13 protein-coding genes are annotated in these 15,185 nt (G+C 70.1%); all 13 read right to left on the minus strand.

The annotated features are described in order from the left end of the window. The coding region (locus ACFXOA_RS02605) for a hypothetical protein (RefSeq protein WP_385021330.1) at positions 1–189 on the minus strand (189 nt) is incomplete at its 3' end. A 229-nt stretch (positions 190–418) separates the two neighbouring features. Continuing rightward, entirely contained in the window at positions 419–1,198 is a 780-nt protein-coding gene (locus tag ACFXOA_RS02610) for a TIGR03936 family radical SAM-associated protein (protein WP_385021333.1), read from the minus strand. A gap of 122 nt (positions 1,199–1,320) precedes the next feature. Then, positions 1,321–2,457 carry a hypothetical protein gene (locus ACFXOA_RS02615; protein ID WP_385021336.1) on the minus strand — a complete coding sequence of 379 codons (1,137 nt, stop codon included), beginning with the start codon at positions 2,455–2,457 and terminating at the stop codon, positions 1,321–1,323. Positions 2,458–2,533: 76 nt separating this feature from the next. Continuing rightward, complete coding sequence (locus tag ACFXOA_RS02620; protein ID WP_385021339.1) at positions 2,534–4,459, minus strand: TIGR03960 family B12-binding radical SAM protein; 1,926 nt, start codon at positions 4,457–4,459, stop codon at positions 2,534–2,536. A 50-nt stretch (positions 4,460–4,509) separates the two neighbouring features. Then, on the minus strand, positions 4,510–6,042 hold the full coding sequence (locus tag ACFXOA_RS02625; protein ID WP_385021342.1) for a CHAD domain-containing protein: 1,533 nt from the start codon (positions 6,040–6,042) through the stop codon (positions 4,510–4,512). 52 nt (positions 6,043–6,094) lie between these two features. Further along, positions 6,095–7,288, minus strand: a complete 1,194-nt coding sequence (rodA, locus tag ACFXOA_RS02630; RefSeq protein WP_385021345.1) for a rod shape-determining protein RodA — start codon at positions 7,286–7,288, stop codon at positions 6,095–6,097. Next, positions 7,288–9,465 carry a penicillin-binding protein 2 gene (gene mrdA, locus ACFXOA_RS02635; RefSeq protein ID WP_385021348.1) on the minus strand — a complete coding sequence of 726 codons (2,178 nt, stop codon included), beginning with the start codon at positions 9,463–9,465 and terminating at the stop codon, positions 7,288–7,290. The genes rodA and mrdA overlap by 1 nt, the downstream gene beginning before the upstream one ends. 64 nt (positions 9,466–9,529) lie before the next feature. After that, complete coding sequence (gene mreD / locus ACFXOA_RS02640; protein WP_385021351.1) at positions 9,530–10,192, minus strand: rod shape-determining protein MreD; 663 nt, start codon at positions 10,190–10,192, stop codon at positions 9,530–9,532. Positions 10,193–10,203: 11 nt separating this feature from the next. Beyond that, entirely contained in the window at positions 10,204–11,250 is a 1,047-nt protein-coding gene (gene mreC, locus ACFXOA_RS02645) for a rod shape-determining protein MreC (protein WP_385021354.1), read from the minus strand. Between the two features lie 96 nt (positions 11,251–11,346). Then, the gene (locus tag ACFXOA_RS02650; protein WP_362549220.1) at positions 11,347–12,366 is read right to left on the minus strand and encodes a rod shape-determining protein; all 1,020 of its coding nucleotides are present in this window, start codon (positions 12,364–12,366) and stop codon (positions 11,347–11,349) included. A gap of 292 nt (positions 12,367–12,658) precedes the next feature. Next, the gene (gene ndk / locus ACFXOA_RS02655) at positions 12,659–13,072 is read right to left on the minus strand and encodes a nucleoside-diphosphate kinase (RefSeq protein ID WP_356534733.1); all 414 of its coding nucleotides are present in this window, start codon (positions 13,070–13,072) and stop codon (positions 12,659–12,661) included. Positions 13,073–13,158: 86 nt separating this feature from the next. Further along, positions 13,159–13,527, minus strand: a complete 369-nt coding sequence (locus ACFXOA_RS02660) for a DUF4233 domain-containing protein (protein WP_385021359.1) — start codon at positions 13,525–13,527, stop codon at positions 13,159–13,161. Between the two features lie 2 nt (positions 13,528–13,529). Then, entirely contained in the window at positions 13,530–15,053 is a 1,524-nt protein-coding gene (locus tag ACFXOA_RS02665; RefSeq protein ID WP_385021362.1) for a bifunctional folylpolyglutamate synthase/dihydrofolate synthase, read from the minus strand. Between the last annotated feature and the right edge of the window lie 132 nt (positions 15,054–15,185).

Here is a 15,185-nt window from a genome sequence, read left to right on the forward strand (position 1 = left end):
CGGGGTCACCGCGGACGCGGCCGTCTCGGCCTGCGCGGCGTCCTGTGCGGTCGCCGTACCCGGTGCGCCCGACGGCGGACCGGCGGGGCGGGAGGCGGCGCGGCGCCGGCGGCGCGGCGGCAGCTTGTCCCCGGGGGCGTTGTTGTCTTCTGTGTTCCCGGTCGTACCGGGTTCGTTCGGCTCGTGCATGCGGGCGGTTCTCCCGTCGCGCTCCCGGGCGCCGCGTCTGGGTCCGGTCCGGCGTGATTCGCGTGATGAGCGCGATACCGCCGTCCGGGGCGCGGGCGCCGCACGGGAGCTTGTGTCTGGCTCGCCGGTTCCGTACGCGTGACGCACGGCCTGGCGAAAGTCTTATGGGGCGGTGCGCGGCCCGACCCAGGTGGCTCCCGGGTCCGAGGGCTGCGCTACAACGACCGCCTTACGCGGAACCTGCACCTTCCGGCGCCGTCGCGGCGGCGGCCGGTTCGGCCGTGGTATCGGCCGGGGCTGCCTCGCGGTCGGGCGCGAGCGGGTCGGTCACCGTGCCGGACTCCTCGTCGAAGAGCCCCTGCGCCAGCCTGGTCACCGCTGCGGGGACCGGCGGCGTTAGGTCGGCCACAGCTCGGAGACCGGACAGGACGTCGTCGGGTCGTACAGCAGGTGTCACGTGCCGCACTACCAGGCGCAGTATCGCACAGGGCCTGTCCCCGGACCTATCAGGCTGTGGATCATGTGCTTCGAGACCGACGACGGCGGGCCGGGCGTCGAAGGTGCGGATGCCGTTCTTCGCGCGCCGCTGGACCTCGACGGTGTCAGCCGCCAGGAAGGCGGCGACTGCCCTCTCCGCGTCCTGCACGGCCACGCCGTCCAGCCGCATCTCCCACACGGAGGCGGTCAGCCGGTCGGCGAGGCCGGAGGTGCGGGCCTCGACCGCGTCGACGACGTCGAGGCCGTCGGGCATGGAGGCGTCGAGCAGTTCGCGCAGGACCGCCGGGTCCCGCGCCTCGGTGAGGGCGATCTCCAGGAACTCGGCCTCACTGCCCGTACCCGTGGGGGCGGCGTTGGCGTACGACACCTTGGGGTGGGGGGTGAACCCGGCCGAGTAGGCCATGGGGACCTCGGAGCGGCGCAGCGCCCGCTCGAAGGCGCGCTGGAAGTCTCTGTGACTGGTGAACCGGAGGCGGCCCCGCTTGGTGTAGCGCAGTCTGATGCGCTGCACCGCCGGTGCGGGCGGCGGGCCTTCGGGCTGTCGCTTGCCCAGTGGTTCTTCTCCTCGGTGCGGGGCGGCCGCGGTGGCGTGCCGCCCACGAAGTACGTGGTGCCCCGGGGTGCCGCTCCGGCTCACCCCCGTCCGACGGTTTTGCCGTCGAGCGGAGAGATCTCAGGTGCGGGCGCCGCACTGGGGACAGTCGTTGTCCTACCCAGGGTACGCGCCGCGGACCCTCCGAGTTCCCGCGCCTCCTTGACCTGCGACGATCCCACCAGGGCCCGCCAGGCGTCACGGCGCGCCGCCCGCAGGCCCTCCCGTGCGGACGCCAGGGCCGCACCTGCCGCCCGGCCCGCCTCCAGCGCCACTCGTTTCACGGGCGCCCACACCGCGTCGCGTACGAAGTGCCCCACCGGGGTGCACAGCGAGCGGTAGGCCCAGGTCACCGGCGCCCCGATCAGGTGCCACGCCAGCCAGGCCAGGGCGCGGCCGACAGCGCGGGAGAGGTGGCCGGCGATCCGCCAGGCCATGCCGACGGCCTCGGCGAACTCGCGTCCCAGCGGTACCAGGACCCGTCGCCACACCCACAGCAGAGGCTGCACGAGAAGTGTCGTGAACAGCCACACGGCAGCTGCCCACAGCCCCCGAGCGGTGGCGGTGAGGGTGCGTGCGACGAGGTCGGCCGTCCACGCGGCGAAGTGCCCCACCGGGGTGAGCACGTACCGGTACACCCATCGGACGGGCGGTACCAGCAGGTGCACGGCGAGCCACCCGGCGGCGAGGCCGAGCGGTCGCAGGACGTACCGCCACGCCGCGATCGCCGGCCGCACCAGGAGCACGGTGACCAGCCCGGCGGCCGCCGGTACGAGCAGCCGCTGCCAGACCCACCGCAGCCCCTGGCCGAGGGGGGTGAGGACGGCCCGGTGGAGCCACGACAGCGGCGCGACCACGCAGTGGCGGACGAAGGGGACGACGACATGACGCCACAGCGCCACCCAGGGCCAGTACAGGAGGGCCCTGGCAAGCCACCCGAGCGCGCGCCCGGCCGGGACGAGCAACCACCGGTGGATCCAGGTGAGCGCCCTCCACAGGGGGCGCAGCAGGACGCGTTCCAGGACACCGCCGCACACGACGAGGACGTCCCGGAGCATCCGCAGCGGGAGGACGAGGAGCAGGACGACGATCCGCACCGGGATCCTGATCATCACCGTCAGACAGCCTTCGCCGCCTGTGTACGGCGCCGGGGCGCCGGCCTGCTTGTCGAGGTCCATGCCGTGAAGGACGCGAAACGCCCGGCCGGGGGTTTCCCGGCCGGGCGTTCGTCGCGGGTCCGTCACCCGGACGGGACTACTTCACGACGGTCAGCGGCAGGAGCTTCTTGCCGGTGGGGCCGATCTGGATGTCGAGGTCGAGCTGGGGGCAGACCCCGCAGTCGAAGCAGGGCGTCCAGCGGCAGTCCTCGACCTCGGTCTCGTCGAGCGCGTCCTGCCAGTCCTCCCACAGCCAGTCCTTGTCGAGGCCGGAGTCCAGGTGGTCCCAGGGCAGGACCTCCTCGTACGTCCGCTCACGGGTGGTGTACCAGTCGACGTCGACGCCGAATCCGGGGAGCGTCTTCTCGGCGCTCCGCATCCAGAGGTCGTAGCTGAAGTGCTCGCGCCAGCCGTCGAACCGGCCGCCGGACTCGTAGACCTCGCGGATGACGGAGCCGACGCGCCGGTCGCCGCGGGAGAGCAGGCCCTCGACGATGCCGGGCTTGCCGTCGTGGTAGCGGAAGCCGATCGAGCGGCCGTACTTCTTGTCGTCGCGGATCTTGTCCCGGAGCTTCTTCAGCCGGGCGTCGGTGTCCTCGGCGCTCAGCTGCGGGGCCCACTGGAAGGGGGTGTGCGGCTTGGGCACGAACCCGCCGATGGAGACGGTGCAGCGGATGTCGTTCTGGCCGGAGACCTCGCGGCCCTTGGCGATCACGTTGACCGCCATGTCGCCGATCTGGAGGACGTCCTCGTCGGTCTCGGTGGGCAGGCCGCACATGAAGTACAGCTTGACCTGGCGCCAGCCGTTGCCGTAGGCGGTGGCGACCGTGCGGATCAGGTCCTCCTCCGAGACCATCTTGTTGATGACCTTGCGCATGCGCTCGGAGCCGCCCTCGGGGGCGAAGGTGAGGCCGGACCTGCGGCCGTTGCGGGTCAGCTCGTTGGCCAGGTCCACGTTGAACGCGTCGACGCGGGTGGAGGGCAGCGAGAGGCCGATCTTGTCGTCGGTGTACCGGTCGGCGAGCCCCTTGGCGATGTCACCGATCTCGGTGTGGTCGGCGGAGGACAGCGACAGGAGGCCGACCTCCTCGAAGCCCGTCGCCTTGAGACCCTTGTCGACCATCTCGCCGATGCCGGTGATGCTTCGCTCCCGCACGGGGCGCGTGATCATGCCGGCCTGGCAGAAACGGCAGCCGCGGGTGCAGCCGCGGAAGATCTCGACGGACATCCGCTCGTGGACGGTCTCGGCGAGGGGGACGAGGGGCTGCTTGGGGTACGGCCACTCGTCGAGGTCCATGACGGTGTGCTTGGACACGCGCCACGGGACACCCGACTTGTTGGGCACGACGCGGCCGATGCGGCCGTCGGGCAGGTACTCGACGTCGTAGAAGCCGGGGACGTACACGCCGCCGGTCCTCGCGAGACGGAAGAGCACCTCCTCGCGGCCGCCCGGGCGGCCCTCGGCCTTCCAGGCGCGGATGATCTCGGTGATCTCCAGGACGGCCTGCTCGCCGTCGCCGATGACCGCGCAGTCGATGAAGTCCGCGATCGGCTCGGGGTTGAACGCGGCGTGGCCGCCCGCCAGCACGATCGGGTGGTCGACGGTGCGGTCCTTGGACTCCAGCGGGATGCCCGCGAGGTCCAGGGCCGTGAGCATGTTGGTGTAGCCGAGCTCGGTGGAGAAGCTGAGGCCGAACACGTCGAACGCGCCGACGGGCCGGTGGCTGTCCACGGTGAACTGCGGAACCTTGTGCTCGCGCATCAGCTCCTCGAGGTCGGGCCACACGCTGTACGTGCGCTCCGCGAGGACGCCCTGGCGCTCGTTGAGTACCTCGTAGAGGATCATGACGCCCTGGTTGGGGAGCCCGACCTCGTAGGCGTCCGGGTACATGAGTGCCCAGCGGACGTCGCATTCGTCCCACGGCTTGACGGTGGAGTTCAGCTCACCGCCGACGTACTGGATGGGCTTCTGCACGTGCGGGAGCAGAGCTTCGAGCTGCGGGAAGACCGACTCGGCAGACATCTGTGGACCTTCGTAGCTGGCAGGGGTGACCATCAAGCGTAACCCGCCGCTCAGCCTTTCAGTGCCGCTCGCAGTCCTGGGCGGGAGGCCCGGTCCCACACCTCGGGCAGCTCGCGCTCCCGTGCGGCGGCCGCCGTTTCCTCCTGGCCGTAGAGGAGTCCCCAGGTGAAGGCGGACTCCCCCACACCGTGGGCCTGGACGGCGAGGGTGCGCAGGGCGTCCCGGGCGACGACGCTGTCCTGGTGGTCACCGAGGACCGACTGCACCGACTTCATCCTTCTGGCGAACTTCTTCGCGGGCTTCCCCAGGGCCGGCCTGGCCGCCTCAGCGGCGTAGCGGACGCGCTTGGCCGCCTTGCGCGCCTCGTGCATGGCCACGTCGCGTTCCTCTCCCGGACCGAGCTCCAGGGCGTGCCCGACGCGTGCGGCAAGGCGGTCGTAGTCCTTGAGCACCGCGCGCGGCAGCGCTTCGCCCGGTTCCCGTGCTGCGGCAGGGAGCAGGGGCGGATCGGCGAGGAGGGCGTCGAGGGAGTCGAGGAGGGCCAGGTAGCGGTCCGAGTCGAGTACGGAGTCGACGTGGAGCCGCGCCCCGGCATGACGCGCCTCGAAGGCGAGCTCCAGCCGGGCCCGCACCGGTCCGAGGACCAGCGGTACGGGGAGCCCGGCCACGCGGGAGTGGAGGCGGGCTTCGAGCACCTCCCTGTCGCGGTCGATGCCGAGTTCCGCAGCGAGCCACTTCAGCTCGTCGCGCAGCGGGTCCGTGACCGTCCGGTCGAGGATCTTCCGGTAGGTCCGAAGGGCGCTGCGCAGTCTGCGGGTGGCGACCCGCATGCGGTGCACGCTGTCGGGGAGCTCCCGGCGCACGGCGGGGTCGAGCTCGACGATCGCCGCGACCTGGCGGGCCGCATAGGCCAGCACATGGTCACCGGCGGTGTGCGGGGCGGCCTTCCTCTCCTTCTTCCGGGAGAGCCCTTTCCCGGGGGAGGTCTCGGACAGGGCGCGGGAGAGCTTGGAGGGTGCGGCCGAGGGCCGGACGCCCGCCTTGCGGAGCCGTCTCTCGACGGCGTCGAGGAGCGCGGGGTCCTGGTCGTCGGCGAGTTCCACCTCCAGCTCGGTCCAGGCGGAGGTGGTGCCCCGGCCGTCGTCGGTGAGGCGTTCGGCGAGGACCTCGTCGATGCTCACCTCGGCGAGCAGGGCGCCGTCCTGGTCGAGGAGGTGGTGGACGTCCCGGGCGGAGAGGATCCGCACGACGGGGATCACCGGGGCGTCGCGTACCCGGGAGCGGAGGAGCCGGCCGATCTCGGCGGGAAGCGTGTCGGCGAGTGGGGCCCGGATCTCTTCGCGGACGTCGGCGGAGACGGGGAGTTTGAGGTGCCACCCGGCGTCCTCCCCGCCCGTCCTGCGGCGCAGGGTGAGGTGGTGCGCGGCGAGGCGGAGGTCCTCGGTGTCGTAGTAGACGGCGTCGAGTTCGGTGAGGCCGCGGTGGACGACGGACGAGACGCCGGCCGCCCGGGTCAGGTCGGGCAGCCGGGTCTCGGGAGTCGCTTCGTACTTCCGCTCGACCTCGTGCTTCGAGTCCGCCATACACCGAACCTATCCGGGACGGGCCCGGATATGCAGGGTGAGGGCGGTCGGTTCAGGCCGACATCGGTCGCTGGACACGGATGGACTGGAGGAGTCCGATGGCCACCCAGACGGCGAACATCGACGATCCGCCGTACGAGACGAACGGCAGCGGGAGCCCCGCGACCGGCATGATCCCGAGGGTCATCCCGATGTTCTCGAAGGCCTGGAAGGCGAACCAGGCGATGATCCCGGCGGCCACGACCGTGCCGTAGAGCTCGGTGGTCTCACGGGCGATGCGGCAGGCGCGCCACAGTACGACCCCCAGGAGCACGATGATGAGCCCGGCTCCGAGGAAGCCGAGTTCCTCGCCCGCCACGGTGAACACGAAGTCGGTCTGCTGCTCGGGAACGAACTGCCCGGTGGTCTGGGAGCCGTTGAAGAGCCCGGTTCCGGTGAGACCGCCGGAGCCGATGGCGATGCGGGCCTGGTTGGTGTTGTAGCCGACGCCGGCCGGGTCGAGCGCGGGGTTGGCGAAGGCCGCGAAGCGCGCGATCTGGTAGTCGTCGAGAACTCCGAGCTGCCAGACGGCGAGTGCCCCCGCCGCGCCGGTGCCGAGCAGGCCGAAGATCCAGCGGTTGGACGCTCCGGAGGCGAGGAGCACCCCGAGCACGATGACGGCCATGACCATGACGGAGCCGAGGTCGGGCATCAGCATGACGACCGCCATCGGGACGGAGGCGAGGCCGAGGGCCTTGGCGACGGTCCGGTGGTCGGGGTGGAGCTGGTCGCCCGCGTCGACGCGGGCGGCGAGCAGCATCGCCATGCCCAGGATGATCGTGATCTTGGTGAACTCGGAGGGCTGGAGCGAGAAGCCGCCGCCGATGATGATCCAGGCGTGCGCGCCGTTGACGGTGGCGCCGAGCGGGGTGAGGACCGCCAGTACGAGCAGGACGGAGATGCCGTACAGCACGGGCACCGCTCCCCTGAGGGTGCGGTGTCCGAGCCAGATCGTGCCGATCATCAGCGCGAGGCCGATGCCGGTGTTCAGGACGTGCCGGAAAAGGAAGTAGTACGGATCGCCGTGGGTGAGCGACTCACGGCCACGGGTCGCCGACCAGACCAGGAGCGAACCGATGAAGGACAGCGCGACGGCCGATCCCAGCAGCGGCCAGTCCAGCCGGCGCACGACGGAGTCGCGGGCGGTGAGCCTGATCCAGAGGGAGCGCTTCTCGGGGCCGTAGCGCGGGATGGAGAAACCTGCCATCAGTCACGCCTCCCCACGGTGACGGGGAGGGCGCCGGCGAGTGCCTGGGTGCCGTCCTCGGCGGGCGGCTCCGGGGTGTACGGCTTGATCTTCGGGGACACGATCTGGCCGTCCGGCTTGATCTTGGGCAGCGTCTTCTGGGGCGTGGGGAGCAGGGCCTTCTTGAGGTTCTGCTTGCCACTGGCGTCGAGCCCGTAGAGCGCGTTGTAGATGTTGCGCACGGCGGGGCCGGAGGCACCCGAACCCGTACCACCCTGGGAGATCGTCATGACGATCGAGTAGTCCTTGGTGTACGTGGCGAACCAGGAGGTCGTCTGCTTGCCGTAGACCTCGGCCGTGCCCGTCTTGGCGTGCATCGGGATCTTGTCCTGGGGCCATCCGCCGAATCGCCAGGCGGCGCTGCCCCGGGTCGCGACACCCGCGAGGGCTTCGTCTATGTCGTCGCGCGTGTCTCCCTTGAAGGGCAGCTTGCCGTGGGACTTGGGCGCGATCTCCTGGACCGTCTTCCCGTCGCCGCTGACGATCGCCTTGCCGACGGTCGGGTCGTACAGGGTGCCGCCGTTGGAGATCGCGGCGTAGATGGTCGCCATCTGGATCGGGGTGACGAGGGTGTCGCCCTGACCGATCGAGTAGTTGACGGAGTCACCGGCGCGCATCTTGTTGCCCTCGATGCAGCCTTCGTACGCGATCTTCTCGACGTACGTGCCGTCCTTCTTGCCCTGCTTGCACCAGGACGCCTTGTTGGCGTCGTAGAAGTCCTGCTTCCACTGGCGGTCGGGGACGCGGCCGGGGACCTCGTTGGGGAGGTCGATGCCGGTCTCCTTGCCGAGGCCGAACTGGTGGGCGGTCTTGTAGAAGTAGTCCTTCGGGTTCTTCTTCGGGTTGTTGCCGCCGTCCTTGGCCCACTCCTTGTGCGCGAGGCCGTAGTAGACGGTGTCGCAGGAGACCTCCAGGGCCCGGCCGATGGAGATGCTGCCGTAGCCCTGCGACTCGAAGTTCTTGAAGACCTGTCCGCCGATGGAATAGGAGCTGGGGCACGGGTAGTTGCCGTTGAAGGGGTACCCGGCATTGACCGCGGCGGTCGAGGAGACGACCTTGAAGATCGAGCCCGGTGCCGCGGTGCCCTGGATGGCCCGGTTCAGCAGCGGGAAGTTCGACTTCTTGCCGGTGAGCTTGGCGTAGTCCTTGGCAGAGATGCCGCCGATCCAGGCGTTGGGATCGTAGTTCGGCAGGGAGGCCATGGACACGACGCGTCCGGTCTTGGCCTCCATGACGACGACGGCGCCGGAGTCGGCCTTGTAGAGCTCGTTGGTGTTGCGGTCCATCTCCTTGCGGGCCGTCTCCATCGCCTTGTTCAGCTCGTACTCGGCGACGGCCTGCACGCGGGCGTCGATGGAGGTGACGATGCTCGCGCCTGGTTCGGCCTCGTCGTTCTGCGCCTGGCCGATGACACGGCCGAGGTTGTCGACCTCGTAGCGGGTGACGCCGGCCTTGCCGCGGAGTTCCTTGTCGTACGTGCGCTCCAGCCCGGACCGGCCGACCTGGTCGGAGCGGAGGTAGGGCGAGTCGGTGTCCTGCGCCTTGGTGACCTCTTCGTCGGTGACCGGTGAGAGGTAGCCGAGGACCTGAGCGGTGTTGGCTTTGCCGGGCGAGGCGTAGCGGCGTACGGCGGTGGGTTCGGCGGTGATGCCGGGGAAGTCCTCCGCGCGCTCACGGATCGTGAGGGCCTGCTGGGTGGTGGCCTCGTCGGTGACGGGGATCGGCTGGTAGGGCGATCCGTTCCAGCAGGGCTGCGGGGTCTTGGCGTCGCAGAGCCGGACCTTGTCCTGGACGTCCTTGGGCTTCATGTCGAGGACGTCGGCCAGCCGGGTGAGGACGGCCACCCCGTCGTCCTTCATCTTCATCAGCTCGGTGCGGCTGGCGGACACGACGAGCCGGGTCTCGTTGTCGGCGAGGGGCACCCCTCGCGCGTCGAGGATGGATCCCCGGACGGCGGGCTGCACGACCTGCTGTACGTGGTTGTTCTTCGCCTCGTCGGTGTACTCCTGGCCGTTGCGGATCTGGAGGTACCAGAGCCGCCCGCCGAGGGTGAGCAGCAGGGAGAAGACGAGGACCTGGATGACGACGAGCCGGATCCGGACCCGCTGGGTCCGTCCGGTCTCCGGAATGTTGCTCACTGGGCGCCCCCGGTGGTGGTCGGTCGGCCGGGAGTACGGGGCTCGCCCCCGGAAGAACGCAGTCTCACAGTCGCTTGACCCCCTTGATCCTTCCCGCCCGTGCGGCGCGGCCGCGCGCCGCCCTCAGGCGCATGGCGCCCCGCTGGCTGCCGATCCGCAGCCCGGTGCCGGTGGCCAGCCAGCCGGCGGCGACGTCGCCGCTGCCGGAACTGTCGGCGACCGGGTCGTTCTCCGTACGTCTGGCCAGCGCCATGATCAGCGGGACCGTGAACGGTGCCAGCAGGAGGTCGTACACCGCGGCGGTGAACAACAGGCTGCCGAGGCCCACGTGACGGGCGGCCGTGTCTCCGACGAGGGCGCCCACGCCCGCGTAGAGCAGCGTCGATCCGATGGCGGCCGCGACGACGAAGGCCATCGGGGTGAACGCCGACTTGAGCTGGCCGTTCTCGGGGCGTGCGAGGCCGGCGAGGTAGCCGATGACGCACAGCACGAGGGCGTAGCGGCCGGCGGCGTGGTCCGCGGGCGGCGCGAGGTCCGCGAGGAGGCCCGCTCCGAAGCCGATGAGGGTTCCGCTGACGGGCCCGTAGACGAACGCGAGCCCGACCACGACGAGGAGCAGCAGGTCGGGGGTGGCACCGGGGAGCTGGAGCCGGGCGAGGACCGACACCTGGATGACGAGGGCGACGACGACCAGCGCGATGGAGAGCAGAGTCCTGTTGATGCGCATGGGGATCAGCTCTATTCCTGCTCGTTCGCCGCGTCACCCGCGGCGGGGTCGGCGTCGCCGGCCGCGTCCGGTGAGCCGGACGCGTCGGGTTTCTCGTTGATGTTCCCCACGACCTTCCCCTCGGCGTCGACGAGGTCGCCGTTGGGCTGGACGGTGACGGTGACCGTCGGAGTGGGCTTGGGCTTCTCGGGCTTCTTGGGCTGTGCGGGCAGGACCATGTCGCGAGGGTCCTCCCGGGGCGCCTGGACGACGACCCCGACGATGTCGAGCTTGGTGAAGCCGACGAAGGGCTGGACGTAGACCGTCCGTGTGAGGTCTCCGCCGGACGGGTCGACGCGGACGACCTGGCCGACCGGCACTCCGGGGACGAAGGGCTTGTCCTTGCTGGAGCCGAAGGTGACCAGCCGGTCGCCCTTCTTCACGTCCGCCTTGCCGTTGAGGAACTGGACGGCGAGCGAACGGGATCCCTGTCCGGTGGCGAAGCCGAGCTCGTCGGTCTTCTCCAGACGGGTGCCGACGGTGAAGTCGGGGTCGTTGGCCAGCAGTACGGTCGCGGTGTTCGGCCCGACGGTCGTGACCCGGCCGACGAGTCCGTCGCCGTTGAGTACGGTCATGTCGCGCTTCAGGCCGTCGTTCGCGCCCGCGTCGATGGTGATGGTCCAGGAGAAGCCCTGGGCCGCTCCTATGGCGACGACCTGGGCGGCCTTGATGCCGTACTGGCCTGCCCCGGCGCTCCTGAGCATCGTGTCGAGCTGGCGTACCTTGCTCGCGTTGCGGTCGTCGCTGCCCAGCTTGGTCTTCAGCTCGGCGTTCTCGTGCTCCAGGGCTGCGATCCGGTCGTGGCGGTCACCGGAGTCGCGGACGGCACCGATGGCGTTGCCCACCGGGTCCACCGCGGCCGCGACGCCGTTCTCGACCGGCCCGAAGGCCGTGGCGGCGACCTGCCGGGCCCCGTCCACCGGTGACTCCTCGCCACCGCGGATGTCGACCGTGATCAGGGCGAATGCGATGGCGATCAGCAGCACCAGGAGCAGCCGGCTCTCTCGTGTGTCCCTCACGTGCGGCGGCCGTGCCTTCCTCGTCGGAATGTTCGTGCCTGTATACCAACGTTCCGCCGTACGGGACGGCAGTGCCCGTACGGCGGAACATCGTGTCTATCGTCGGGGCTGCGCGTCCAGCACCTGCTGGAGCGCCTCGAACTCCTCGACGCACTTGCCGGATCCGAGTGCCACGGAGTCCAGCGGGTCCTCGGCGATGTGGATCGGCATGCCCGTCTCGTGGCGGAGCCGTTCGTCGAGCCCGCGCAGGAGCGCGCCGCCGCCGGTGAGGACGATGCCGCGGTCCATGACGTCGCCCGAGAGCTCCGGCGGGCACTTGTCGAGCGTCGTCTTCACGGCGTCGACGATCGCGTTGACCGGTTCCTCGATGGCCTTGCGGACCTCGCCGGCGGAGATGACGACTGTCTTGGGCAGGCCCGAGACCAGGTCGCGTCCGCGGATCTCGGTGTGCTCGTCCTTCTCCATGTCGTAGGCCGAGCCGATCGTGATCTTGATCTGTTCGGCGGTGCGCTCACCGAGGAGGAGGGAGTACTCCTTCTTGATGTGCTGGATGATCGCGTTGTCCAGTTCGTCGCCGGCGACCCGGATGGACTGGGCAGTGACGATTCCGCCGAGCGAGATCACCGCGACCTCGGTGGTGCCGCCACCGATGTCGACGACCATGTTCCCGGTGGCCTCGTGGACCGGCAGACCGGAGCCGATGGCCGCGGCCATGGGCTCCTCGATGATGTGCACCTGGCGGGCGCCGGCCTGCGTGGACGCCTCGATGACGGCGCGTCGCTCGACCCCTGTGATACCGGAGGGCACGCAGACGACGACCCGCGGGCGGGCCAGGTAGCGGCGCTTGTGGATCTTGAGGATGAAGTAGCGGAGCATGCGCTCCGTGATCTCGAAGTCGGCGATCACACCGTCCTTCAGGGGCCGCACGGCAACGATGTTGCCCGGTGTGCGGCCGATCATCTTCTTGGCCTCGGCTCCGACCGCCAGGATTCCGCCGGTGTTGGTGTTGATGGCCACGACGGACGGCTCGTTCAGAACGATGCCGCGCCCCCTGACGTACACCAGCGTGTTGGCAGTCCCGAGGTCGATAGCCATGTCACGGCCGATGAACGACATTGAGTTCCCCTTGTTCCCCATGAGGATGCGTCGGGCCTTCCCGAGAAGCGAAGAATGGCTTGTTCCAGGTAGGCGAGGGCTGGCGCTGCGGGCGTGGAAGCTTCCATCGTAGTGCCGTACTCACGGACACAGCGCGAGGGTCCTGCGCCTGACGAGCGGAACGGTTGCCCGTTCCACCCATGGTGACGTTACGTCGGAGGGATGCGTTCCCGCATCACGGGACCCTATGCCGAAGGGCGACCGAATTACTTCGGTCGCCCCAGGTCATGAGCGCTGATTGGCGGAGCCGAAGTCAGGAGAGCCCGGGGAAGAAAAGCTTGAGTTCTCGCTCCGCGGACTCCTCGGAGTCCGAGGCGTGGATGAGGTTCTCCCTGGTGATCGTGCCGAAGTCGCCGCGGATCGAGCCCGGGGCGGCGGCGATCGGGTCGGTGGGCCCGGCCAGCGCGCGGACGCCCTCGATCACCCGCTCACCTTCGGCCACCAGAGCGACGACGGGGCCGGACGCCATGAACTCGACGAGGGGCTCGTAGAACGGGCGGCCCTTGTGCTCGCCGTAGTGCTGCTCCAGGGTCCCCTGGTCGAGCGTGCGCAGCTCCAGCGCGGTGATCGTCCAGCCGGCCTTGCGTTCGATGCGGCCGACGATCTCGCCGATCAGCCCACGCCGTACGGCGTCGGGCTTGAGAAGGACGAGGGTGCGCTGAGTCATGTGCGGCTCCTTGCGGGCTCTTCGGTGCGGGTGAGGGCGAGATTACAGGGGCGTGGGCACGGCACTGCGACCGGGCTCACGCAGAGTCATCCCTGGGCCGGAGCCTCGGCGCTCTCCTGCTCCTCGGCCAGGGCCGCCCAGCGAGCCTTGGCTTCGTCGATCCGGCGACCGTAGTGGACCGAGGCCCACCACAGGGCACCGAAGACCACACCCAGGATGAACATCATCGGAACGAAGAACCCGCTGAGCACCAGCGCGATCTGGAGCACCCAGCCGGCGTACACGCCACCGGGCCGGGTGATCACACCGCAGAGCAGTACGGAGAGCAGCATCCCGATGCCGCAGACCGTCCAGACCGTGCCCATGGACAGGTCGTCGGACTTCATCGCCACGAGACCGGCGAAGCCGATCACGAAGAACTCACCGATCAGCGTCGATGCACAGAGCGTACGCACAGTCAGCGCCTTCCCAGCAGCAGCCGGGCCTCGCCGACCGTGATCACGGATCCGGTCACCAGGACTCCGGCGCCCGCGTATTCGGCCTCTTCCTCCGCGAGGGTGATGGCCGCCTCCAGAGCGTCGTCGAGGCGCGGCTCGACCTGGACGCGGTCCTGGCCGAAGACCTCGACGGCGACCGCGGCGAGGGCGTCCGCGTCCATGGCGCGAGCGGTGGAGTTCTGGGTGACGACGACTTCGGCGAAGATCGGCTCGAAGGCTTCCAGGAGCCCCCGGACGTCCTTGCCGTCGCTGGCGCCGACGACCCCGATCAGCCGGGAGAAGCTGAACGCCTCGGAGATCCCCTCGGCCGTGGCGGCCGCGCCGGCCGGGTTGTGGGCCGCGTCGAGGACGACGGTCGGGCTGGAGCGGACGACCTCCAGCCGCCCCGGGGAGAGGACCGAGAGGAAGGCCTTGCGGACCACCTCGACGTCGAGGCTGCGGGCCTGCTCGGCACCGATGCCGAAGAACGCCTCGACCGCGGCGAGTGCGACGGCCGCGTTGTGCGCCTGGTGTGCGCCGTAGAGCGGCAGGAAGATGTTGTCGTACTCGCCGCCGAGGCCGCGCAGGGTCAGCAACTGTCCGCCGACCGCGATCTCGCGCGAGACGATGCCGAACTCCATGCCCTCACGGGCCACCGTGGCGTCGACCTCCACGGCCTTCTTGAGCATGACCTGCGCGGCGTCGACCGGCTGCTGGGCGAGGATCACCGTGGCGCCCTGCTTGACGATGCCGGACTTCTCGCCGGCGATCTCGGCGGCGGTGGAGCCGAGGCGGTCGGTGTGGTCCAGCGAGATGGGGGTGACGACGGCGACGGAGGCGTCGATGACGTTCGTCGCGTCCCAGGTGCCGCCCATGCCGACCTCGACCACCGCGACGTCGACCGGGGCGTCGGCGAACGCCGCGTACGCCATGCCGGTCATGACCTCGAAGAAGGAGAGCCGGTACTCCTGCTGGGCGTCGACCATCTCGACGTACGGCTTGATGTCCTCGTACGTCTCGATGAAGCGCTCGGCCTCGATCGGGGTGCCGTCCAGGCTGATCCGCTCGGTGATCGACTGGACGTGCGGCGAGGTGTAGCGGCCGGTACGGAGCTCGAAGGCGCCGAGCAGGGCCTCGACCATGCGGGCCGTGCTGGTCTTGCCGTTCGTCCCCGTGATGTGGATCGAGGGATAGGCCCGCTGGGGCTCCCCCAGTACGTCCATCAGGGCGGCGATGCGGGTCACCGAGGGTTCGAGCTTGGTCTCGCCCCAGCGCCCGGCGAGCTCGTCCTCGACGGCACGCAGCGCGCGGTCGGTCTCCGGGTCGGCGGGGCGGGAGGGGACCGCTTCGCCCTGGGGCGGACCCGACTGGGTGCGCAGCGTGCGGCTCCCGGCCTCGATCACCGCCAGGTCGGGGTCGCGCTGGGTCTCTTCGTCGACGATCTCCGAGAAGGTGTCGTCGGGGTCGGACGCGTCGTGCCGGTCTGAAGGGCGGGGCTCACTCACAGGGCCAGTCTACGGATGGGCACCGGCATCGCGTGCAGCGCCCGCTGCCGTGCCCGGCCGGGTCAGGCGGAGCCCGGCACTCCGGGGCCGGCCGGTACGGCGGAGCCCCCGCGCGCCCCGTGTGCCGGGTAC

This window comes from Streptomyces sp. NPDC059166 (genome assembly GCF_042755185.1).
GTDB lineage: Bacteria > Actinomycetota > Actinomycetes > Streptomycetales > Streptomycetaceae > Streptomyces.